Source organism: Natrinema halophilum (assembly GCF_013402815.2).
GTDB classification, from domain to species: Archaea; Halobacteriota; Halobacteria; order Halobacteriales; family Natrialbaceae; genus Natrinema; species Natrinema halophilum.
Window position 1 is genome coordinate 1,973,435 of record NZ_CP058601.1, and the last position, 22,151, is coordinate 1,995,585.

Below are 22,151 nucleotides of genomic sequence, written 5' to 3' on the forward strand. Positions count from 1 at the left end.
ATGACGGTGTGCGTCGCCGCCGTCACCTTACGGACGAACGAAACCGGTTGGATCTCGGTCGCCGCTGCCGAACGATCCTGCGTCTGACGCCCGACCACCGAGAACGACGGTGACCGCTGCGCCGACGAGCAAAACGAATGCGGACTCGGAGAGCCAGATCATCAGGAGGATGAACGCGCCGAAGGTGTCGAAAACCTCCCAGTGGTGGTGACACGATCCGCGTACACGCCGAAGAGCGCCTCCAGGGCGACCCAGCCTGCGACGGCGATGACAGTCACCGGCAGGGCTTCGCGCGCCGAGACGTCCGGAGCGGGAAACACGTAGTAACTGGGGAAAAAGGCGAGGATCAGGCCCCAGAACAACACGAGCGGGGTCAGCGCCAGGACGACGGGGTGGTCGGTCGGTGCCAGCGTCGCTGTCGTGAACCCGATGCCGATGGTCGCGACCAGAAGAACGACGAAGACGACGAGACGGGCGACGGCCTTCTGGCCGATCGCATCGTTCGGCTGGCTCGCGATGTGACAGCCGGTGAGATTGGATGGCGACAGTCCGAAACGGATCAGTCGCCCGGTGAGGGAACCTCCGACGCGACGCGTGTTGCGTGAGCGCGATGAGCGGTAATGACGAAGGCCGACGTCGCGACGAGGATGAAACCGGCAGCGAGGAAAAACCCCGCCTCGGTCGAGATGAAATCCATCGTCGTGCCGACGAGGATCGGTCCAGTCACCTGCCCAACCTTCCAGGAGATCGACCGCAACGACATGGCGCTCGCGACAGAGTTGTACCGTTCGCCCTCGTCGACGAACAGCGACATGCTGGCCGGCAGTCGGACGGAGTCGGCGATTCCGAGCAGGGAGTAAGCACAGAAGAGCGCGACGAAGGCACCACCGAGGGTCTGCGTACTTCCGTGTACCGTGACCGCGACGGAACCGATCCGGCCCTCTACGTATCCGGCCAGCGGGATCGCGGCCGTCCCGATTCCGTACAGAATAGCGCCGGTCGCGACGAAGTAGTGTTTGTGCCCGTGACGGTCGGTGAGGTTGCCGACGAACCCCTGCGTGAGCGCCTTGGTGAGCTTTCCGCCGGCCATGATCCAGCCGATGGCGAACGCGGAGATACCGAAACTCGTCCGCGCGTAGATGGGGAGAAAGAGAATGACTGCCATCTTGCCGAAGCTAAACACGAACCGGAAGCCCACGAGCGCTCGGAGCATCGGAAGCGCAAGCAGCGATCGGAACGTCTCCGCGCCCCCTGCTTCCTCGGGATCTTTCCGCCCGCCGGGATTGTCACGGAGAAACGCAAAGACGAGCACGAAGGTCCCGAGCGTGATCGCGGAGAGAACGACGTAGGTCGCGGTGAAGCCGTAGGCGTACAGCAGGTACCCGCCGACCAGGTCGCCGGCAAGCGACGAAATGGATGCAAACTGATTGTAGGAGCCGAGCCACCGCCCCTGTTGCTCGTCGGGGCTGATCTCGCCGACGATGGCCGCGCCGGTGATCCAGAGAATGCTCGCCCCGAGTCCCTGAAGCATGCGGACGAGGACGACGTGGGCCGCAGTGCTGGCGAGAGTAAATCCGACGAAAACGCAGACGTTGATGAGGAAGCCGGCGAGCAGATAGCGCTTTGCATTCCCCGTGTCGACTCGCCGGCCGAGCGGCAGAACGATGAGCAACTGGACGAACGCGAACGTCGCGCCGAACAATCCCTCGACGAATCCCGACGTCCCGAAGAGATCGGCGTACAGCGCCAGGGCGATCAGGATCGTCGAATACGCTTGACTCCTCGCGAAGGCAGTCCCGGCCAGTGCCGCAAACTCCCGATTTCGTAGGAGCGCGACGGAAGTAAACCGCGTCACCCGCTTCGATAGTAGGCACTACCAGACGAACGCGAGTAAAAAACCTCTCGAACGTGGAAATCCGTGACGGGTATCCGCAGTTCCAGGTCGATCGGACCGACGTTCACCGGTAGAATTTTGAGACGAAAGTCCACCTGTTAGCACGATGCACGAACCAGACTACGACGTTGCGGGAAAGGTCGCCATCGTCACCGGTGCGAGCCAGGGCATCGGACAGTCAATCGCAGAGACGCTTGCAGCCAGCGGAGCGAACGTTGCGATCTGTTCGCGGTCGATGGACCGCGTGGGTCCGGTCGCGGAGGGCATAAACGATGCCGACGTCCCTGGAGAGGCGATCGCCCTCGAGTGTAACGTCAGAGAGCGCGAGCAGGTCCAGAACCTGGTCGACGAAACCGTCGACGCGTTCGGCGACATCGATATCTTGGTCAACAACGCGGGTGGCGAGTTCGTCGCGCCGTTCGAAGACATCTCCGAAAACGGCTGGAAAACCATCATCGACCTCAACTTACATAGCACGGTCCACTGCACCCAGCTCGCAGGCGAAGTAATGCGCGAGGGCGACGGTGGTGCCATCATCAATCTCTCGAGTGTCAATGGCCAGCACTCGGCCCCCGGCGAGAGCCATTACGGCGCTTCCAAGGCGGCGATCATCCGACTCACTGAAACCCTCGCGACCGAATGGGCCGAGGACGGCATTCGAGTCAACTGCATCGCCCCCGGTCTCGTCCAGACGCCCGGCGTCGCCGAAACGCTCGGAATCGACAGCGAGGACATGCCACCTCGCGAGGAGGCCAACCGACGCATCGGCCACCCCGAAGAGATCGCCGACGTCGCACAGTTCCTCTCGAGTCCGGCTGCCTCGTTCATGAACGGCGAGACGGTCACCGTCAAAGGGGTCCCGCGGGCAGGAAATTCGATGTCCCAGGATCTCGGTCTCGAAGACTAACCGCGCCCGTAGAACGACCAGAACGACCGTCGTTTCGAGGCGGTCGATGCAGGCGAGTGGGACGTAAGACCTAACCAGCCGCCGTCTGTAGGGATATCCAGTACATCTTGAGCATCGCAACTGACCGCTGCGTCGACGCCAGATATTCATGAGTGACGAGAGTACGCCATCCGAAGACGAGACCGACATCCACGAGCTAGACGAGGACACCGTCGCCCGAATCGCCGCCGGCGAGGTCGTCGAGCGACCCGCCAGCGCGGTAAAAGAACTCGTCGAGAACAGTCTCGACGCCGACGCCAAAAGCGTCGACGTCACCGTCGAAGCGGGCGGTACGGAACGAATACGGGTCGCCGATGACGGGCGCGGCATGTCCGAGGCTGGCGTCCGCGCGGCCGTCCGGGAGCACACGACCAGCAAGATCGACGGACTCGAGGATCTCGAGTCAGGCGTCGCGACGCTCGGGTTTCGGGGCGAGGCGCTGCACACGATCGGGTCGGTATCGCGGCTGACGATCCGCTCGCGTCCTCGGGATGCGGCCGGTGCTGGGACGGAACTCACCTACGAAGGCGGCGACGTCGTTTCGGTCGAGCCGACGGGCTGTCCCGACGGAACGATCGTCGAGGTCGAGGACCTGTTCTACAACACGCCCGCCCGACGAAAGTTCCTCAAGACGACGGCGACAGAGTTCGCCCACGTCAACCGGGTCGTCACACGATACGCACTCGCGAATCCGGAGGTTGCCGTCTCCCTGACTCACGACGGCCGCGAGGTGTTTTCGACGACCGGACAGGACGACCTGCAGGCCGCCGTCCTGGCCGTCTACGGCCGTGAGGTCGCGTCGTCGATGATCCCGGTCGAGACAGACGGCGACGAACTCCCTCCGGGGCCGCTCGATGCCGTCTCGGGGCTCGTCTCCCACCCCGAGGTCAACCGCTCGAGTCGGGACTATCTCGCGACCTACGTGAACGGGCGGGCCGTGACCGCCGACGCCGTTCGCGAGGGGATCATGGGGGCCTACGGCACCCAACTTGGCGGCGATCGATACCCCTTCGTCACGCTCTTCCTCGAGGTTCCCGGCGAAGCGGTCGACGTCAACGTCCATCCTCGGAAACGAGAGGTGCGGTTCGACGACGACGATGCGGTCCGCAGGCAAGTCGACGCCGCCGTGGAGTCTGCCCTGCTCGAGCACGGGCTGCTCCGATCTCGTGCACCCCGCGGCCGGTCGGCGCCGGGCGAGGCGCGGGTCGAACCAGGTACTGATCGCGAGAGCGGTGCCGGCGCGCCCGGCCGCGAGTCGACGACGCTCGAGCAACGCGCTGATGCTGGATCGTCCGCCACCGACGAACCCGCCGCCACCGACGAACCCGCCGCCACCGACGAACCGGAAGGGGACACTCTCGCTTCGACGGCCGAGCAATCAGACGTTCCGGAAGGAAAACCACTGACGAACGACGAACAGGCGAGCGTGAATACGTCGTCTGCCTCGAGTCAGTCGGCCGCCGACGCTGCCGAACCGTCCTCGCGTCCGCCAGCGGAGTCAGACGACCCGATCCCGGCCGCGCCGTCGACCGACGCTCCGTCCACGGAATCAGCGGAGATGGATAGCAAACCGGCAAGCGACGCAGGCAGTAGTCCCGTTACGCCGGGACGGAACGACGATCGGAAAGACGATCGCGACCCGTCCCTCGACCCCGATCGAAAGTTCGCAAGCGCGACCGAACAGCGGACGCTGACCGGCGAGGCCGCGTCGGGCGACGGGGCCGAACTCGACTCGCTCCCGTCGCTACGCGTCCTCGGTCAACTCCACGACACGTACCTGGTCTGCGAGACGGCAGACAGCCTCGTCTTGGTCGACCAACACGCCGCCGACGAGCGGGTCAATTACGAACGCCTACAGGAAGCGTTCGACGACGATCCGAGCGCACAGGCGCTTGCATCCCCGGTCGAACTCGAGTTAACGGCGGCGGAGGCAGAAGCCTTCGATCACTATCGCGAGGCGCTCTCGCGGCTCGGATTCTACGCCGACCGGATCGACGACCGGACCGTAGCAGTGACGACTGTGCCCGCAGTGTTCGCGGAGACCCTCGAGCCAAACCGGTTGCGGGACGTCCTCGCGTCGTTCGTCGCCGGCGATCGCGAGGCGGGTGCCGAGACGGTCGATGCACTGGCCGACGAGTTCCTCGGGGATCTTGCCTGTTATCCATCGATCACGGGGAATACGTCGCTGACGGAGGGATCGGTCGTCGACCTGCTGACGGCGTTAGACGACTGTGAAAACCCCTACTCCTGTCCGCACGGACGGCCCGTAATCGTACAGATCGACGAGTCGGAGATCGAAGAGCGGTTCGAGCGGGATTATCCCGGACACGGCGGCTAACGGCGACCAGAACCGGCCCAGGTGCAGTACAGGACCAGGTGTGGTGTCGATCACTCTTGCTCGAGTCGGACACCGCCCCAGTTTCGGGCCGTGTTCGCGGCCGTTCGCTCACTCGGAGTCCGCGGCAAACGATTCTCGAGAATTAATCATCGTCGTTCTCACAGAGGCCATCGGTGTTCGAATTACCGGCATCGGCCGACCGAGGCGTCGTGCGTTCGTGATGGTAGAGCCAGAGCGCACAGCCGAACGCGGTCGCGCCGGCAACGGTGGCGATGCCGAACGCGACCCGGTAGCCAAACGGCGTGTAGACGCGAACGCCGCCGACGATTTCGCCGGTCCAGTAGGTGTCGAGCGCCCAGCCCATCACCGTCGGCAGGGTTGCGGCACCGACGAACGCTCCGGCGTTGACCGTCCCGGTCGAGATTCCGCTCGCGCCGGCAGGGTGGCGATTCTTGACGACGGTGAAACCGAGGAGGAACGCGCCGAGGAGAAACCCGGTCGAGAAGAAGATGACGCCGAGGACGGGCAGCGGCGGCCGCCCGACGACCGTGACCAGGGCGAGACAAGCGACGAAGCAGCCACCGCCGGCCACGAGTAGCTCCAATCGCCGATCGAGGCGGTCCGACACCCAGCCGATCGCCGGTGGCCCGGTCATGATGCCGACGCTCCCGAGCAGGGTGATCGTAGACGCCGTCGTGACCGTCACATCGTACGATTGAACCACGTACGGGACGCCCCAGAGCCCGAACAGGGTGAGGTTCACGCCGGTCGCACAGAACAGCATGAGCGCAACGACCCAGACTTGCGGGTCTCGAATCACGTTCTCGAGGGATGTTCGAAGCTCTGCGTTCGTGAGGGGGGCCTGTTCCGGGACGCCTTCGATCGACTCGAATCCCGCCTGCGTCGGCGTATCTCGGATGAGCGCAAATACGGCCACGGCCGTGACGAATCCGACGATTCCCAGCGACCCGATCGCGGTCCGCCAGCCAACGGCACCGACGGCAATCGCGAGCGGGGTCGTCGCGATAACGCCGCCGAGACCGGAGATCGTGAAGGTGAGCCCGCTCATCGTCGCGAACTCGTCGGCGCGAAACCAGGTCGCACAGAACCGGAGGATGCAGACGAAGATCACGCTACCGCCAAGTCCGATCAACCCTCGAGCGAGCACCGCCACGAGATACGTCTCCGCGGCAGCGAAACCGATCGTGCCGACGCTCATTACCGCCGCGCCGGCCGCCGCGGTCGCCCGCGGGCCGACTCGGTCGGCCAGGATGCCCGACGGGATCTGCATCGCGGCGTACACCCAGAAGAAGAACGCGTGAAGCGTCCCCAGTTGCGCACCCGTCGTTCCAAACGCAGCCATGAGGTCCTCCGCGAGGACTGCCGTCGAGAGCCGGTTTGCGTTGACCAGTAGGAAGCCGACGCCCATCATTGCCCAGAGAATCCACCGCCAGCGGAGCGGATCGCGCCAGAGTCGCATTGACTCTCCTCTCTGGACCGGAGCACCGAAAAGATTCACCAATCGGAAGCGGACTCGCTTCGCGGACGAGGAAGACTGTCGGCACCCCATGCTGTGGTCACTCTGTCAGAGAGACTGTTCGACGTATCTGACGAGTTGTATAGTCGCTACCAGATCCATTCAGGAGAGGAAAACTCTCTAGACAGCGAGACAAGTGGGGTGTAAAAGCGGACTTACGTGTCGAATACCGGATTATAAGGCGATTAGAAATTCTACCATCTGCTAAGATTTCAACGGCCGGCAACGGAAAGCCATCCGCTATTGTCCCTTTAGAAGGAATAATCAGTCATGCGACGCAGACTGACGACGGAGGAAACTGAGGACGATTCAGGCGGCCTGTTCGACCGAGTAAGAGGCGGGTCAACGGACTCGTCGACAGACGATTCGAGCAGCTTCTTGAACCGGGCGAGAGGTAGCTCGGAGGACACGGCGACGACGAACGATTCGAGCAGCTTCTTGAACCGGGCGAGAGGTAGCTCGGAGGATACGGCGACGACGAACAACTCGGGGAGCTGGTTCGACCGGGCGAGAGCGAAGTACGGGCTCGGAACCCTGCTGGTCGCCGCAGGGGCCGTCCTCTTTCTTTTCCCCGAACCGATCACCTCGACTGCAGGTCTCGTATTGATCGGAATCGGGGTCCTGGTCTGGTTCGTCGGTTGACGTCGGGAGGTAGGCCCGACGATCGAATCGGGGCGACCAACCTCGAGTACCCCGCTCGCAGTTGGTTCCAGCCTTCGTGCGGAGCGGGCTATAGAGAGAGCTGACGACGGTTCTTACTTCTCCACCACGAACGCGAGTCGCCATCTGGCCGGTAGCGCGGTCGTTGGCCGCGGCGGCCGTGGCCCGTCGCCCGCGAGAAAACCCGGTCGAGAGATCGGATCGCGCCGCATCCCGAACTGAACGCCGTCGCCATCGGTAGGTGCCTCGAGCCCGAACCACCGATCATGACCAGAACGCTCGACGGCTCGAGCGCCGGCGGCCAGTACCTCCGGACCGCGCTCGCGCTGTCGGTCCTCGAAAACGAACCGGTCCGTATCGAGAACGTCCGCGGCGATCGGCCGTCGCCCGGCCTGGGCCACCAGCACCTGGCGGTTCTCGAAGCAATGGTCGACATCTGCGATGCCGACGCGACGGGTGCCGAACTCGGCGCAGAAACCGTCGAGTTCGACCCGGATTTCGAGGCTGTCGACGGGCAAGCGAAACGCGAACGCCTCCCGGGCGGACGCTTCGCCGTCGACATCGGCACGGCCGGCAGCGCGACGTTGCTGGTCGATGCCCTGATGCCGCTTTCGACGATCCTCGAGTCGACCCTGACGGTAACGGTCACTGGGGGGACGGACGTCGCGTGGTCGCCGCCGCTGGATTACGTTCGGCACGTGAAGCTGCCGTTGCTCCGCCGGTTCGGCCTCGCAGCCGCTCTCGAGGTCGACCGACGGGGGTTCTATCCCGCCGGCGGCGGCCGGACGACGCTGTCTCTCGCACCCTCGACCCTCGAGCGAATCGACCTCGTCGATCGCGGATCTCCCGAGAGCATCCGTCTTTACTCGACGGAGTCGGCATCGCTCGCCGACCGCGACGTCGCGTTCCGCCAGGCGGAAGGGGCGCTCGAACGGTTGACGTACGACCACCCGCTCGAACTCGAAGAGCGCTGTGAGACGACCGCAGCGAGCGCCTGTCCCGGCTCGTCGCTTGTGGTCCGCGTCGATCACGGGACGGGCGTCGGCGGCTTTACTTCGCTTGGCGAACGAGGAAAGCCGGCCGAACGCGTCGGCGAAGACGCTGCGGATGCTGCGAATCGCTTTCTTGCGGGGACGGCGCCGGTCGATCGGCACATGGCCGACCAGTTGCTGGTGTTCCTCGCACTCGCCGGCGGTCGAGTTCGCGTTCCCGCCGTGACAGACCACGTCGAAACGGGGTGTGCACTGCTCGAGGAGTTCGGGGTTCGAGTCGACCTCCAGCGAAAGAACGAGACGGCGATCGTCTCGGTTTCCGCCCCGCTCAGTGGTGACGAGTAGTTCGCCGAGACGACATCAGCAAACGGACATCGTCAATCGGGTAGTTCATCGAAAAGCAGACGAACGCTTCTCCGACGCGACGAGACGGAGAGAAGCAGGATCGCTCAGGCGGTGAACACGGGAATCTCGAGGGAACCGACGACCCGGTTGGTGATCGAACCGACGAGTGGTTTGTCAGGGTCAGACCGGCCTCGTTTGCCCATGACCACGAGGTCGATGTCGTGTTCGTCGACGTACTCGAGGATGGCCTCGACCGGCGTATTCGCCCTGACGCTCGTAACGCAGGAGACGTCCGCATCCGCAGCGATCTCTTCTATCTCGGCGACGTACGTCTCCCCTTTCGTCTCCAGGCGCTTTCGCGTCTGAGCGATGTCGCTTGGGACTGCGACGTAGTCGGCGTCGCCCATGTCCATCGCGTACAGCACGTGGAGGGTCGCGTCGTTTCGCTGTGCGAACTTGACGGCCTGCTCGGCACCGTTGCGAGCGGATTTGCTTCCGTCGGTCGGAATGAGGATATCGTCGAACTCGGGTGGATCGTCCATAGTTATCATACGACCCGGAAGGAGGTGATTGTTGCCTGTTCGTATCGTCGTCGTGAACGTATCGGTAGGTGACAGGCAGTCGATGATCGGGTTCTCCGGACGGCTCGGTGAAACAGGTGGGACGCACGATTCAGGCCACTGGTGCGATACCGCCGACGAAATGACGACGATCCCTCGAGAGACGGACACTCGAATTGCAATCGCCAATCGAGCGCTTCAGTGGGACGTACTGTCGCTACTCTGCCCTCGACCGCGACCGGGACGATCGATGGCACGCTCGATCCCCATTCGTCTGTCGACCGAATCATCGCTCGTGCCCATATCGGATCGACCATAATTGTGTGTCGAGGACCGCCATAACTTATAGCGGAGCCGTTCGTTGGGTCGAGTATGGCCGACGGAGACATCGCCGTTCACTGTGGACCGATCCGGGGTGCCGAGCCGTGAGCGAGAGCGACATCGTCACGTTCGGTGAGACGATGCTCCGGCTGTCGCCGCCGGGAAACGAACGCCTCGAGAACGCAGCCGAGTTCGAAGTTCGCGCCGCGGGTGCCGAAAGTAACGTCGCCATCGCGGCGAGTCGACTGGGTGCCTCCGCAACCTGGCTCTCGAAAGTTCCAGAAACGGCGCTCGGACGGCGTGTCGTCGGGGAACTGCGCGGTCACGGCATCGAAACGGATGTCGTCTGGAACCACCGCGGCCGTCAGGGGACGTACTACCTCGAGCACGCCGGGAAACCTCGCGGAACGAACGTGATCTACGACCGAGAGAACACTGCCATCTCGACGGCGGAGGCCCGCGAATTCAACATCGATCGGATTCAGAACGCACAGGTCTTCTTTACGACCGGTATCACACCTGCACTCTCCTCGACACTCAGAGAGACGACCGCAAATCTGCTCAAAGCGGCTCGGAAAGGCGGCACGTCGACGGCCTTCGATTTCAACTATCGTCGCAAGCTCTGGCCACCCGACGATGCCAGGGAGACGCTGACCCGGCTGTTCCCGGGCATCGACATCCTCATCATCGCCGCCCGTGACGCACGAACCGTCCTCGGGTTCGAGGGCGATCCGCGACAGCTCGCGCACAAACTCGGCACGCAGTACGACTTCACGACGGTCGTCGTCACGCGCGGGTCCCAGGGCGCTGTGGGATGGCACGACAGCGTCGTTCACGATCACGACGCGTACGCGACCGACACCGTCGACCCGATCGGTACCGGCGATGCCTTCACCGGCGCGTTCATCGCCCGCCGACTCGACGGCGACGACGTGGCAACGGCCCTCGAGTACGCCGCGGCGACGGCGTCGCTCAAGCGGACGATTCCGGGCGACGTGGCACTGGTTACTGCCGACGAGGTCGAACAAGTCGTCTCGGAAGATGCTGAAGAAATTTCGCGGTAGCTCAACGCCGTTCTCACTGCCCGTCCGTGATTGGGTAGAGTAGTACAGATCGGTCAAATCAGCAGCGTGTAATTTGAAGCCACCGGACGCTGTCCTGTCTCACGGGTACGTGACCAACCCGACGAGTGCGCACCGGCGGAAGCAATGAATACGTGAGAGGAGCCTCCGCAATCGAAACGACGGTCTGATCTCACACGACCGAACTAATCGATCCCACGGAGCCGGGTGAGAATAGCTACCACAATTGGACGGATCTGTCAGAAGGGCCTTTACAAGACACGGTCATCGGCCGAGTGCAATGAATCGAAACACGACTATCGTACTTGCCCTTCTCGTCGCGACGACGGCCCTGCCGGTCGCGGTCGTCGGCGCAGGTGCAAACGCAGCATCGCCCTCCCAACAGTCTGACGGCAGTTCCGACGCAAGCGCCTACGCAGGGACGCACGTCGAATTCGACACCACGAGCGACGCCATCGTCGATTACCGCGTCAACGGCGAGCAGGTGTTCGAGAACGTGACGGTTGCCTCCCAGAGCGACCACCACAGCAAAACCGGCCTTGGAGCCAACACCGGTATCGACGCAGTGGTGAACCTCTCGGGACTCGGCCTCGAGCTCGGCGCAACGACCGAGACTCGCGCCGAGGTCCAAACCGAGGGATCCGCATCGCTGACGGCCCACGACAGCGAGCGCGGAATCCTGACCGTCGACGCCGGCGACGAGGCCCAGTACGTCGAAGTGGACCTCGTCGGAAGCGGGTCAGCCGAAGCGAAAAGCGAGGACCGCGTCGTCGTGAACAGCGGTAATCGGACCGGCGCGTTCGTCGTGGCCGGCGACGGTGCAGTGACCGTCAACAGCGCTGGCGACGTGACGGCAGACCTCGAGAAAAACGCGACGCTGGTCTTCCGTTCGTACACGGAAGGTGAGCGAGGCGAGAGCGCGAAATCCCAGGAGCAGTTGATCGCGAACGGGACCGCGACCGCTGAAGTCTACGCCGAGCAACGCAACGACGAAACGGTCACCGATGTCGCGACCTACGGCCAGGACATCACCGTCGAGACCGCAAGCGAGAGCCAGCAGCGCCTCGAGATGACCGTCGAACGAGCGAAAAGCGACGGAACCGTCGTCATCGCGAGCATCTCCGAAGCCGCAGTGTCCGGAGCGGAACGCGCCGACGACATCACGGTGACCGTCGACGGCGAGGCCGCCGCGCAGGCGTCTTCGTACGGCGAACTTGAGGGCGGAATCGGCGAGGAACCCCGGTACATGGTGACCCAGTCGAGCGACGCGTCGGCGGACGCCGACGTGTTAGTCGCAATCGATCACTTCTCGAAACGAGAAGTGTCCATCGGGAGTGCTGACAGCGACGGTTCGGACGACGGATCGGACGGCGGAGCCGACGGAAGCAGCGGTGACAGCGTGCCCGGCTTCGGAGCCGGCGCTGCACTGGTTGCCTTGCTGACCGGTACCGCGGCGCGGATTCGATTGTAACGCGACCACTCGGCGACATTTCTCGTTCCTATCGCTTCCTCGTGGCTTTTTCGTCCGCCGCTGCTGTCTCCGTGGTGTCGAGGACGACCGACGGCGAGGATTGCGGATGACTCGAGTAGCTCCACACCCCGTCGGACGAAAGCCGACCCGCCGAAGACGGCAAACCGATTGGATGACAGCACTGGCCAGATACATGCGAGTAGAACCATCATCGAATCGCCCCTCGAGAACGAGCGGATCCGAACCTCGTTGCCACGTTTCGTGACGGAAGAGAAGGTTATGGCAGCCTTGTGACAGTAGCCTACAGAAAAGGCAGGCCGAGGCGGTTCACTATCAGTTGCGATACGCGAATCGTATCGATATCTTCCAGCCGATTCATGGCTCCCTGACCGTATCGATGCGGTGCCTGTCGGGTATCGCTTTTTGGCGGCCGACGTGCAACACTCTGTCGTGACTCGAGCCGTGCGTCAGGCGACGGTCGACGACGTTTGGACCATCCACGATGTCGCCCGGGAGAGTTGGCACGCCGCGTACGACGATATCCTCGGAGCCGACAGGGTGGATGAGGTCGTCGCTGACTGGTACGCGATCGGCGACCTCGAGTCAGCGATCATGGGAACGAACGGACGCGAAAATGCCGTTTTTCTCGTCTCTGAAGCCCCACCGGCAGAGGAGGCCGCCGAACCCTGGACAGCAGACGACGGCTCAGCAGACGACGCCGCAAACGAGCCGCGGTTCGAGGCCGACCTCAACGCGTACGCACACGCCGTCCCCTGGCCGGAAGACACGTCGGTAGCATTTCTCGCTCGCCTCTACGTTCGACCCGACGACTGGAACGAGGGAATCGGGACCGCACTGCTCGAGGAACTCGAAGCGCGGCTTATGGCGGAATTCGATCGCCTCCGATTGGCCGTCCTGGCGGAAAACGAAATCGGGATCTCGTTCTACGAGTCGCGCGGCTTCCACCGGGTCGAGACGCGATCGTCCGACCTCGGGCCAGGGCTTACAGAGCACGTCTACGAGAAACGGCTGTCGACCGGTGGCGAGTGACCACTCGATTGCGGCTCGCAGACTGAAGACGGTGGCGACCGTCGACAAACGAAGACGGCTCGCTCTTTCGAGGCCTCGCTTACAGCGTCTTCTCGGCCTCGCCCTCCTCGCGGTTCGCTTCGCTCTCCGCTCGCTCCTCCGAGGCCTCGCCTACAGCGTCTTCTCGGCCTCGCCCTCCTCGCGGTTCGCTTCGCTCTCCGCTCGCTCTTCCGAGGCCTCGCCTACAGCGTCTTCTCGGCCTCGCCCTCCTCGACAACTTCGATCCCGCGATTGTTGACGGCCATCGGATCGAGACCGACCTCCTGGAGGAATGTCTTGTACTCGCGCTCGCACTGTTCGGCATCCTTTTGTTTGTCGCTGGCGCGGTCACAGAGTTCGATCAGGTTCTCCGGCACGTCGTTTTTGTAGACGATCCAGTGGTTGATCAGGTCCGAGAGCCGCCGGATGGGACTGGTAAAGTGGCCGTAAATCTCGAAGTTTAGCGCGTGGTGGCCGCCGAACGGATCGTTCATGTACCTCGCTCTGGGCATTACCTTCATCACCGCCCACTGGATCTTATCGAGTTGCCGGCCAGGGGCCTCCTCGAGCGTCGCGTTGACGGCTTTCCGCGGATCGTCCCAGGTGCTGCCGGGAATCGAAACCCCGTCGAGATCCTGAATTTCCTGGAGCGCCTTGGACCATTCGTCGGGGCTCGGCTGGGGGTGGACCCGGTACATGGCTTCGACGCCGCGATTCCACATGAGTTCGTGCGTGACGGCCTTGTTGGCCTTCAGCATGCACTCTTCGATGATGGTGTGAGCGCGGTCGCGACTCGGGTTGAGAACGAGCGAGCCGTCTTCCTTTCGCTGTTCGTGCATCTGATCCGCGAGTTCGTAGACCAACTTGTTTTCCTCGTGGAGCGGCGCGTCGGGGTCCTCGAGACGGTTTTCGGCCTGCGAATAGGTGAGCCGCTCGTCTGACTCGATGACGGACTTGTAGATATCGATCGTTTCGTAACTCAGATTGTCCTTGTCGAGGTGCATCTCGACCGTATGGGCCAGTCGCTCTTCGTTGGGAACCAGCGAACAGACAGTCTCGGCGAGGACCGGCGGCAGCATATGGATCGTGTAGCCGGGCAGGTAGACCGTGTTCCCCCGCTCGACGGCTTCGTCCCACATCGCCGTCTCGGGGTTGACGTAATGGGTGACGTCGGCGATGTGGACCCAGAGGACGTACTCGTCTTCGCGCTCCTCGATCGAGAGCGCGTCGTCGAAGTCCTGCGCGTCAATTGGATCCGTCGTCCACGTCGTCAGGTCACGGAGGTCCGTGCGTTCGTCGATTTCGTCCGAGATTTCCGACTGGACACCGTCCGTGCGCGCCTCTGCCTCCTCAAGGACGGTAGATGGGAATCCGTCGCGGATTTCGAGTTTTTCGAACAGTTCCTCGCGCTTGTTCTCGAGGTGGCGCGCGAGGTCCTCACTGATCTCCACTGGACCCTGCCCTTCGGCCGTGCCGGCGTCGGCCTGTGCGTCGTCGCTCATACAGTGACGTACGAACGTAAGGGTGAAAGTCGTGTCGGGATAGCTGCCTACGGGGCGAGTGCGACTGACGCAGTATCCCGTATCGCTCGCGGTGTATCGCTTCCATCACGGTCGATGCTCGATTCCTACTATCTTTAACCAGGTGCAAACCCCGGCCATTCAGGCCAGAGGTTCGCGTCATAAGCTTAAATTATCGGGTAGTCGTAACTATGGGCGTACACGGAAACTGGCAGTTGACTTAGTGGTTGCCTCAACGAAACGTAAGCCGACCGCGGCGACTGTCGGAAACCAATCAGGTAACTCGAAGCCCAGTGCAGGTTCGAGTCTCGGCTTCGTGACAAAGCCACTGGCTGACAGTCCACAAGCCGTAGATTTCCGATCACTCGAACCGTCGGGAGTAACGTAGGACCCTCAGGAAGTTCCGCCGTCGTCGGGCTCTGCCCGACTGCCTGAGGAATCTTCGATCCCGCTTCGTTTACGGCGGGGTGGATGTCACCCTTCTTCGAGCGGTCCATATCGCTCTTCGACCGCGTCGAGATAGTTCGCGAGAAACGCGTCCTGCCCTCGCTCACCGGCCTCGAGATCGATTAGCAGCGCCTCGAGACCGTTACGTGGGTGGTGACACAGGTCACGATGGCAGGTTTTACAGAGATGTTCGAACGTCTTGTCCTCGCGATCCCAGCGGTCGCCGTGTTTGTCGTATTCGCGGGCCTCATCGCGCGGACGCTCGGTGCCACAGGCGAGACATGTTACCGTCTCCGTGCGGTTCCGAGAGGGCCACATACTCCATCCGACGGCGTGGTGCTACTTAGCAATTGTCACATATCTCTTCACCCCGATGGGGGAACTCGGATCGGTGGATCGGCCGCTCGCAGGAACGGGCCTTTTAACACCAGACCAGCCGTTGACCCGGATATGCAGGTCAAATCCCGTCACCACCTCCGCAGCGACGCCGTCTCCGACCTCGAAGCTGAACTCGAGGACAAACTAGGCGTCTCACCCGATGGTGACGCTTACGAGCGCGTCGAGTTCGAAGAGGCAGAGCGCGAAGTCATCCTCATCGACGGTGAGCCACAAATTGCCTTCTTCGACGAGGAGCCGTTCGTAACGGTTCGCGGCGCGAACGCCTACGAGCCCGAAAAGCGGGTAGTGACAGTCGACGCAGGTGCCGTCTCGTTCGTCAGCGACGGCGCGGACATCATGCGCCCGGGGATTACCGAGGCGACACCAGACATTTCGCCGGACGATTTCGTCGTGATCGCAGAGGAGTCCCACGGGAAGGTACTGGCTGTCGGTCGCGCTCGAGTCGAAGGCGCGGATATGGTCGGCGACGAGGGGAAGGTCGTCGACTCGGTACACCACGTCGGCGACGAACTGTTCGAGTTTACCGGGTAGTCCTTCTGCGATGAGTAACTCAGTCGATCCGTCGCGACGGCCCACGACCTTCATTGCCTCCGTCCGTACGATTTGATGCAAATATCGATGACGAACGAACGGTAGCCAGGCCATTACCCTCGAATTGTGCTAGCAATATTAGGAATAATGTACCATATGTCCATGGCTCCTATATCCCGGTATCTGGTATCACGGAACGCCCATGATCGAAACGACAGTCGAATCCGTCGGACTCTGTCCGTCGGTGACGATCGCGCCCGATACGTCAGTGACTGAGGCAGCTCGACAGCTTCGTCGCACTGACGTACCTGCGCTCGTGGTCATAGAGAGCGATGCCGTCGTCGGGGTCGTGTCCGAATCGGATCTCGTCGCGATGGTCGCGGAGACGGACGAACGGCCAACCGTGCGAGCACTCATGTCGACACCGGTCACGACAACGACGCCGTCCGCGACGTTGTCTGAGGCGGCGGAAACGATGCGGGCCAGCGGGGTCAAACATCTCCCGGTCGTTAGCGACGGCCGTTTCCGCGGCCTGCTTTCGGCCCGGGCGCTGGCTCCGTACCTCCCGCGTCACCGCCTCGAGATCGAGTGGCGAGACGAGCCGATGCGACTCGAGTCTGCCGACGACCTGGGAGTCACGTCGGGCGACTGAAAGAGATACTACTACTCCAGGGATTTCAGTACCGCTCTCCAGTTTCGCCGAGCGAGTCAGCTTCGAACGCACCTCCATCCGACGGGCTCAGTCCCCTGTCTCTTTCAACTGCGACAGTGTCAGACTCGCGCGGCCCGTGATCGGTAACTCGGTACCATCGTTCTGTCGAACAGCGATCGGCGGTTCGTGGAGCGGCTTACTTCTGGATTTCCTGCCAAGCCCTATCAACGGTAACCGTTGCACTCGAGAGGGACGGGAGCCGTCGAATTCCCGGATCGTTTCGCTGACTTGACTGTGTCTGACGTAAGAACTATACTGGCGGCGGCGGTGAATACCGCCAATGGGACTCATGAGCAAAATTCTCGGCGGGAATCAGTCGCGGACCGTCGAGGATTACGCCGAACTGAACCTCGAGGATATCTCGGCGGAATCGGCAGAGGCGACGATGCAGGTGCACATCGCGGAGGTCGGTAGTCAGGCGGACGCGATCGACATCAAAGACGCCGTCTACGACGGCGACATCGTCATCGCAGACATTACGCGCCTACGGACTAACGACAGCACCGTCGAGCACATCATCGACGAACTGCGACAGGTCGCCCAGGAGGTCGACGGCGACATCGTTCGCAAGGGCGACGACCAGATGATCATCGCACCGACTGGAATCAGGATCAGCCGCGAGAAGTTAGGCCAGCAACTCTGAGGCAGCCGCCTAATTTTTCACTCCGCGGGAATTCCGGAGTCGGTTATCTCCCAGGCAGACGAATCGACGAAGTATGACGGGGTTTCGCGCAACGGTCGTTATCGACGATCCGACGGACTGTCCGGTCGCGGACGTCTCGGAACACACCGACGAACCGGTCGATTCTGTCTCTCGGTCATCCCAGAGAACGGATGACGGGACGGTAATAGAGGAATTCGGCGTGGCTGCGGACGCCTCGGTCGACGGCGGTGCCGACGTCGAGATGACGCCTGTTCAGTCGAACGACAACGAGTCGATTTATCGGTTCGAACGGGACGGAGCGACCGACTGTGCCTGCGAGATCGTCGAAGGAACGGGAACGCCCGTCGCATCAGTGCGTGCACAGGACGGTGCGTTGCTCGTCTCGTTCCGGACGTTCGAACTGACGGAAGTCGCTGAAATCGTCGACGAACTACGGGCGTACTTCGACGGGGTGATCGTCGAAGAGCTTTCACAGAACCACGAGGACGCAATCGCCGACCCGGTCATCGTCGATCGTGACCAGCTTACGGCCAGACAACGAGAAATTATCGACGTGGCCCACGAGATGGGCTACTTCGACTATCCCAAGGGTGCGAACGCGACCGACGTAGCCGAGGAACTCGGCGTCGCTCGTTCGACCTTTACCGAGCATCTGGCAGCAGCCCAGACGAAGCTCCTGGACGAAATTCTCGAGCGGTGAAGGTGTCGCTACGGCGGCCGATTCGATAGATCACGTCCTATTCGGTCGATAGATCATCGCACGTCGGAACCGAGACCGAACCGAGCAGTCCGTCGTAGAACTGAATCTGTACAAACTGATCGCACAGTTGACGTGCGATTAGTTGTCCGCTGACGTTCAGTGGCTATTGTATTCTAGATCGTCGGAGGAGGATCAGTAGTGATTTGAGGGACAACGGTTTCTATGAGCGTATGGACGTCATTCACACAGCCCTGTGGGTTTCGGACATCGAACAGACTCGAGACTTCTATGTCGACGCCCTCGGCCTTCGCGAGAAATGGTCGTTCACAGGGGATGACGGCGTCGAAAACGTCTACATTGGCGGTGACAACGCCGAGTTTCAGTTCAAATACGATCCGGAAGGTAGCCCGGAGATCGATTCGGGATCGGTGGCACACGTTGCGGTTGGAGTCGACAGTACCGACGAAACGTTCGACCGACTCGTCGAGCGAGCGGACCCACCGATTCGTACGGAACCGACCACGATGGTCGACATCGGTTGTCGCGTCGCGTTCGTCGAGGGTCCCGACGGTTACGTCGTCGAACTGGTCGAGGAACTCGAGTAACTACGCGTCGGAATTCGCAGGATCAGTGTCGGTCGGTGACGTCCGGACGACCGACACGTAACGGACCGACGCAACGACGACGAACGGGTAGGACGACCTGAAACTGCTCTCTCCGCAGTCACAGAGGCCCGTTTCGTCACCCGACCAGGAGAACACGAACGACGGACCCCGTTCACCATCGATGGCAATGGATCGCGGCCGACGGCGGCGTCGTTCGATCGGGTATCGACTGACTGTGTGTTCGATTACGGAACGACCCTGTCACACGGAAGTCAAAACAGCAAAATACAGACTTCTGATGTCCTGATTACCGACAATGGGCAAACGATAATACTTTTCCATTGGGGTCCGAAATCCCTGAGTATGTCTGACGACCTCAAGAAAGGGCTCGAGGGTGTGTTAGTTGCCGAATCGGAACTCAGTTCGATCGACGGCGACGCCGGCCGTCTGATTTACCGCGGCTACACGATCGAAGATCTCGCTCGCGGCGCAAGCTACGAAGAGGTCCTCTACCTGCTCTGGAACGGTCACCTCCCATCCGAAGACGAACTCGAGTCGTTTACTGCGGCGCTCATGGACGAACGCGAGGTCGACGACGACGTCCTCGAGACGATGAAGAAACTCGCTGACGCCGGGGAGCAGCCGATGGCTGCCCTGCGGACAGCTGTGTCGATGTTTTCCGCCTCGGAACCCGAAACCGACGCGGCGCCCGAAGACCTCGAGGCGACGCTTCGGAAAGGGCGTCGGATCACGGCCAAGATCCCGACTGCACTCGCGGCTTTCGAGCGCTATCGCCTCGGCGAGGAGCCGGTTGATCCCCACTCAGATCTCGGTCTCGCAGCGAATTTCCTCTACATGCTGTCCGGCGAGGAACCCGACGAAATCGCGGCAGAAACGTTCGATCAGGCGCTGATCCTGCACGCCGACCACGGTCTGAACGCCTCTACGTTCACCGCGATGGTCATCGGTTCGACGATGGCCGACATTTACAGCGCCGTCACCGGCGGTATCAGCGCCCTTTCGGGGCCGCTCCACGGCGGCGCGAACCAGGACGTGATGGAAGTCCTCATCGAAATCGACGAAAGCGATCTCGACCACCGCGAGTGGGTCGAGCAAGCCACCGAGGAGGGGAGACGCATTCCGGGCTTCGGTCATCGCGTCTACAACGTCAAGGACCCACGCGCGAAAATCCTTCAGGAACGAAGCGAGGAACTCGCCGAAACGGGTGAGAGCAAGTGGTACGACTACACCACGACCATCGAACAATACCTCTCGGAAGAGAAGGGACTCACCGAGAAGGGGATCGCGCCGAACGTCGACTTCTACTCCGGATCCGTCTACTACCAGCTCGGCATTCCGATCGACATGTACACCCCGATCTTCGCGATGAGCCGCGTCGGCGGCTGGATCGCTCACGTCCTCGAGTACCAGGAAGACAATCGCCTCATTCGCCCGCGCGCCCGATACACCGGTCCGCAGGACCAGAAGCTCGTCCCGCTCGAAGAGCGGTAGTCCGATACACCTCACCGACGGATATCGGGACCGTTCGTATCATACGAAGGTCTGTTCAGCACTATTCTGCCTCCTGTCGATCCATACCCCGCTATCGAGCTACCAACGGACTGAGACTCGCTTGCTGATCGCTACGCAGACGAGTTCGATATCGGCACCGACCAGAATCGATGCGAAATCGATGTGATCTTCTCGGAGATCTGTCTGTTCTGTTTTCCCATCGGACGATTGTTTCAATAGTTCAGTCTTTTGCAAACATATGCGGATGACATTCGTCATTCCTGCGTCTGACGTAGCAATATTCGGGCTGCAGTCTTGCGATTTCACTTTCGCCACGGGTGCATGAGATTTATATGCTATCGGCTCCCTTTTCCATTTGCACGTCACACGCCGTGCATTCCCTGTATTCCCTGTCGTGTTGCCCGGATTGGCAGCACACCCTGTTGGGGACGACGGTGTGGGCCAACCGATTGGCTCTCCCCGCCTCGACAGTAATTCTTACACTGCACGCCGAGTAGACGGGCGTATGCTAGAACTCGCAGATGTTCTCGAGGCGCGCGAGAGAGTGCGGGAAACCTCCCGACGAACGCCGCTCGAGCGGTCGCATACGTACTCGGCGATGACCGGGGCCGATATTCGCCTGAAGTTGGAAAATTTCCAGCGGACGGGAGCGTTCAAGATTCGCGGTGCGACCAACCGGATTGCCACGCTCTCCGAGGATCAGAAAGAGGCCGGCGTCGTCACCGCAAGCGCGGGCAATCACGCCCAAGGCGTCGCCCTCGCAGCGACGCGATCGGGCGTCGATTCGAAGATCGTCATGCCCGAACACGCGCCGATCTCGAAGGTCAAAGCCACCAAAAGTTACGGTGCAGAGGTCGTCCTCGCAGGTCGCGATTACGATGCGGCCGCCGAGCGCGCCCACGAGATCGAACGCGAGGAAGGCCGAACGTACGTCCACGCGTTCGACGACGAATACGTGATGGCCGGCCAGGGAACGATCGGGCTCGAGATCGTAGACGATTGCCCCGACGTCGAGACGGTCGTTGTCCCCATCGGCGGAGGCGGACTCATCAGCGGAATCGCGACCGCTATCAAGGAGCAAAAACCGGAGACGCGCGTAATCGGCGTTCAAGCCGCGGGCGCCTCGAGCGCTGCGGACTCTCTCGCCGCGGGCGAACGCGTTTCGATCGACGAAGTCGATACGATCGCGGACGGCATCGCGACCCGTAGTGTCGGCGAGCAGACTTTTCCGCACATTCAGAAGTACGTCGACGAGGTGGTTACCGTCTCGGATCCCGAAATCGCCGTCGCGTTGGTCTACCTGCTCGAGCGCTCCAAGACGCTCGTCGAGGGTGCGGGCGCGGTCCCCCTCGCCGCAGTCCTCTTCGAGAAATTCGATTACGACGAGGACGAAGTTATCGTCACCGCGCTTTGCGGAGGGAATATAGACCTCAACACCCTCACCAACGTCATCATCCGCGGACTGGTCGAGACCGGCCGCTACCTGAAGATCAGGACCGTACTAAAGGATCGGCCGGGCGCACTCGAGGATTTGCTCGAAATTTTCACCGCCCACCGGGCGAACATCTACGCGATCCACCACGACCGCACCTCGCGCGACGTCGAAATGAGCGACACCGAAGTCGAGATCGAACTCGAGATGCGGGGTCCCGACCACGTCGACGCCTTCCTCGCCGACCTCCGAGAGGCAGGATACACGGTTGACATCCTCGCCTGACGATGGCAACGGCGTTCTCGCTGTGCGGTACCCTCGGTATCACAGTCGGCGACCGTTCTTTCCCGTTGGACGCGCTCCGTAGTTAACGCTCCAAGTGGTTCCCAGCGCT

General features: G+C 62.0%; 20 protein-coding genes. 13 read left to right on the forward strand and 7 right to left on the reverse strand.

All coding sequences use genetic code 11. From position 1 onward, the window contains the following. Positions 1–27: 27 nt before the first annotated feature. Complete coding sequence (locus HYG82_RS44300; protein ID WP_284145038.1) at positions 28–162, reverse strand: hypothetical protein; 135 nt, start codon at positions 160–162, stop codon at positions 28–30. A gap of 397 nt (positions 163–559) precedes the next feature. After that, complete coding sequence (locus tag HYG82_RS30390) at positions 560–1,855, reverse strand: MFS transporter (RefSeq protein ID WP_179260802.1); 1,296 nt, start codon at positions 1,853–1,855, stop codon at positions 560–562. Between the two features lie 145 nt (positions 1,856–2,000). On the opposite strand from HYG82_RS30390, the gene HYG82_RS30395 reads away from it, so the two are divergent. Both HYG82_RS30395 and mutL read left to right on the forward strand, forming a co-directional pair. Next, positions 2,001–2,801, forward strand: a complete 801-nt coding sequence (locus tag HYG82_RS30395) for an SDR family NAD(P)-dependent oxidoreductase (protein WP_179260803.1) — start codon at positions 2,001–2,003, stop codon at positions 2,799–2,801. Positions 2,802–2,949: 148 nt separating this feature from the next. Then, the gene (mutL, locus tag HYG82_RS30400; protein ID WP_179260804.1) at positions 2,950–5,178 is read left to right on the forward strand and encodes a DNA mismatch repair endonuclease MutL; all 2,229 of its coding nucleotides are present in this window, start codon (positions 2,950–2,952) and stop codon (positions 5,176–5,178) included. Positions 5,179–5,320: 142 nt separating this feature from the next. On the opposite strand, the gene HYG82_RS30405 is transcribed toward mutL, so the two are convergent. Both HYG82_RS30405 and HYG82_RS30410 read right to left on the reverse strand, forming a co-directional pair. Next, positions 5,321–6,658 (reverse strand): MFS transporter, encoded by a 1,338-nt coding sequence (locus tag HYG82_RS30405; protein ID WP_179260805.1) that lies wholly within the window; start codon positions 6,656–6,658, stop codon positions 5,321–5,323. Between the two features lie 308 nt (positions 6,659–6,966). After that, entirely contained in the window at positions 6,967–7,299 is a 333-nt protein-coding gene (locus HYG82_RS30410) for a hypothetical protein (protein ID WP_179260806.1), read from the reverse strand. Positions 7,300–7,641: 342 nt separating this feature from the next. Here HYG82_RS30410 and rtcA point away from each other — a divergent pair, with 342 nt between their 5' ends. Continuing rightward, positions 7,642–8,712: an RNA 3'-terminal phosphate cyclase gene (rtcA, locus tag HYG82_RS30415; RefSeq protein WP_179260807.1), complete on the forward strand. Its 1,071-nt coding sequence runs from the start codon at positions 7,642–7,644 to the stop codon at positions 8,710–8,712. Between the two features lie 104 nt (positions 8,713–8,816). Here the strand turns inward: rtcA and HYG82_RS30420 are convergent, their stop codons facing one another. Then, complete coding sequence (locus HYG82_RS30420) at positions 8,817–9,254, reverse strand: universal stress protein (RefSeq protein ID WP_179260808.1); 438 nt, start codon at positions 9,252–9,254, stop codon at positions 8,817–8,819. Positions 9,255–9,697: 443 nt separating this feature from the next. Between HYG82_RS30420 and kdgK1 the strand changes: the two genes are divergently transcribed. The 3 genes from kdgK1 to HYG82_RS30435 all read left to right on the forward strand — a co-directional run bounded on the left by kdgK1 (position 9,698) and on the right by HYG82_RS30435 (position 13,196). After that, the gene (gene kdgK1, locus HYG82_RS30425; protein ID WP_179260809.1) at positions 9,698–10,657 is read left to right on the forward strand and encodes a bifunctional 2-dehydro-3-deoxygluconokinase/2-dehydro-3-deoxygalactonokinase; all 960 of its coding nucleotides are present in this window, start codon (positions 9,698–9,700) and stop codon (positions 10,655–10,657) included. A gap of 298 nt (positions 10,658–10,955) precedes the next feature. After that, complete coding sequence (locus tag HYG82_RS30430) at positions 10,956–12,146, forward strand: hypothetical protein (RefSeq protein ID WP_179260810.1); 1,191 nt, start codon at positions 10,956–10,958, stop codon at positions 12,144–12,146. 450 nt (positions 12,147–12,596) lie between these two features. Then, complete coding sequence (locus tag HYG82_RS30435; protein ID WP_179260811.1) at positions 12,597–13,196, forward strand: GNAT family N-acetyltransferase; 600 nt, start codon at positions 12,597–12,599, stop codon at positions 13,194–13,196. Between the two features lie 221 nt (positions 13,197–13,417). On the opposite strand, the gene HYG82_RS30440 is transcribed toward HYG82_RS30435, so the two are convergent. Together HYG82_RS30440 and HYG82_RS30445 are read right to left on the reverse strand one after the other, a co-directional pair. Then, positions 13,418–14,716 carry an RNB domain-containing ribonuclease gene (locus HYG82_RS30440; RefSeq protein ID WP_179260812.1) on the reverse strand — a complete coding sequence of 433 codons (1,299 nt, stop codon included), beginning with the start codon at positions 14,714–14,716 and terminating at the stop codon, positions 13,418–13,420. Positions 14,717–15,208: 492 nt separating this feature from the next. Further along, the gene (locus tag HYG82_RS30445) at positions 15,209–15,499 is read right to left on the reverse strand and encodes a DUF7562 family protein (RefSeq protein WP_179260813.1); all 291 of its coding nucleotides are present in this window, start codon (positions 15,497–15,499) and stop codon (positions 15,209–15,211) included. A gap of 132 nt (positions 15,500–15,631) precedes the next feature. Here HYG82_RS30445 and HYG82_RS30450 point away from each other — a divergent pair, with 132 nt between their 5' ends. The 7 genes from HYG82_RS30450 (at position 15,632) to ilvA (ending at position 22,042) form a co-directional block, all read left to right on the forward strand. After that, positions 15,632–16,111, forward strand: a complete 480-nt coding sequence (locus tag HYG82_RS30450) for an RNA-binding protein (protein WP_179260814.1) — start codon at positions 15,632–15,634, stop codon at positions 16,109–16,111. Between the two features lie 202 nt (positions 16,112–16,313). Further along, positions 16,314–16,763 carry a CBS domain-containing protein gene (locus tag HYG82_RS30455; protein WP_179260815.1) on the forward strand — a complete coding sequence of 150 codons (450 nt, stop codon included), beginning with the start codon at positions 16,314–16,316 and terminating at the stop codon, positions 16,761–16,763. A 340-nt stretch (positions 16,764–17,103) separates the two neighbouring features. Then, positions 17,104–17,466, forward strand: coding sequence for a cell division protein SepF (locus HYG82_RS30460; protein WP_179260816.1), 363 nt, complete (start codon positions 17,104–17,106; stop codon positions 17,464–17,466). A gap of 73 nt (positions 17,467–17,539) precedes the next feature. Beyond that, entirely contained in the window at positions 17,540–18,187 is a 648-nt protein-coding gene (locus HYG82_RS30465; protein WP_179260817.1) for a helix-turn-helix domain-containing protein, read from the forward strand. Between the two features lie 230 nt (positions 18,188–18,417). Beyond that, positions 18,418–18,792, forward strand: coding sequence for a VOC family protein (locus HYG82_RS30470; protein ID WP_179260818.1), 375 nt, complete (start codon positions 18,418–18,420; stop codon positions 18,790–18,792). Positions 18,793–19,155: 363 nt separating this feature from the next. Beyond that, on the forward strand, positions 19,156–20,304 hold the full coding sequence (gene citZ, locus HYG82_RS30475; RefSeq protein ID WP_179260819.1) for a citrate synthase: 1,149 nt from the start codon (positions 19,156–19,158) through the stop codon (positions 20,302–20,304). A gap of 526 nt (positions 20,305–20,830) precedes the next feature. Next, the gene (gene ilvA, locus HYG82_RS30480) at positions 20,831–22,042 is read left to right on the forward strand and encodes a threonine ammonia-lyase (RefSeq protein ID WP_179260820.1); all 1,212 of its coding nucleotides are present in this window, start codon (positions 20,831–20,833) and stop codon (positions 22,040–22,042) included. Positions 22,043–22,151 lie beyond the last annotated feature (109 nt).

What these genes read in the sequence shown, in the direction of transcription:
- HYG82_RS30430 (WP_179260810.1), top strand. Translation starts at nt 10,956, where the DNA reads ATGAATCGAAACACGACTATCGTACTTGCCCTTCTCGTCGCGACGACG.
- mutL (WP_179260804.1), top strand. Translation starts at nt 2,950, where the DNA reads ATGAGTGACGAGAGTACGCCATCCGAAGACGAGACCGACATCCACGAG.
- HYG82_RS30470 (WP_179260818.1), top strand. Translation starts at nt 18,418, where the DNA reads ATGGACGTCATTCACACAGCCCTGTGGGTTTCGGACATCGAACAGACT.
- HYG82_RS30440 (WP_179260812.1), bottom strand. Translation starts at nt 14,716, where the DNA reads ATGAGCGACGACGCACAGGCCGACGCCGGCACGGCCGAAGGGCAGGGT.
- HYG82_RS30450 (WP_179260814.1), top strand. Translation starts at nt 15,632, where the DNA reads ATGCAGGTCAAATCCCGTCACCACCTCCGCAGCGACGCCGTCTCCGAC.
- ilvA (WP_179260820.1), top strand. Translation starts at nt 20,831, where the DNA reads ATGCTAGAACTCGCAGATGTTCTCGAGGCGCGCGAGAGAGTGCGGGAA.
- HYG82_RS30420 (WP_179260808.1), bottom strand. Translation starts at nt 9,254, where the DNA reads ATGGACGATCCACCCGAGTTCGACGATATCCTCATTCCGACCGACGGA.
- HYG82_RS30455 (WP_179260815.1), top strand. Translation starts at nt 16,314, where the DNA reads ATGATCGAAACGACAGTCGAATCCGTCGGACTCTGTCCGTCGGTGACG.
- HYG82_RS30445 (WP_179260813.1), bottom strand. Translation starts at nt 15,499, where the DNA reads ATGTGGCCCTCTCGGAACCGCACGGAGACGGTAACATGTCTCGCCTGT.
- HYG82_RS30395 (WP_179260803.1), top strand. Translation starts at nt 2,001, where the DNA reads ATGCACGAACCAGACTACGACGTTGCGGGAAAGGTCGCCATCGTCACC.
- citZ (WP_179260819.1), top strand. Translation starts at nt 19,156, where the DNA reads ATGTCTGACGACCTCAAGAAAGGGCTCGAGGGTGTGTTAGTTGCCGAA.
- HYG82_RS30460 (WP_179260816.1), top strand. Translation starts at nt 17,104, where the DNA reads ATGGGACTCATGAGCAAAATTCTCGGCGGGAATCAGTCGCGGACCGTC.
- HYG82_RS30465 (WP_179260817.1), top strand. Translation starts at nt 17,540, where the DNA reads ATGACGGGGTTTCGCGCAACGGTCGTTATCGACGATCCGACGGACTGT.
- HYG82_RS44300 (WP_284145038.1), bottom strand. Translation starts at nt 162, where the DNA reads ATGATCTGGCTCTCCGAGTCCGCATTCGTTTTGCTCGTCGGCGCAGCG.
- rtcA (WP_179260807.1), top strand. Translation starts at nt 7,642, where the DNA reads ATGACCAGAACGCTCGACGGCTCGAGCGCCGGCGGCCAGTACCTCCGG.
- HYG82_RS30405 (WP_179260805.1), bottom strand. Translation starts at nt 6,658, where the DNA reads ATGCGACTCTGGCGCGATCCGCTCCGCTGGCGGTGGATTCTCTGGGCA.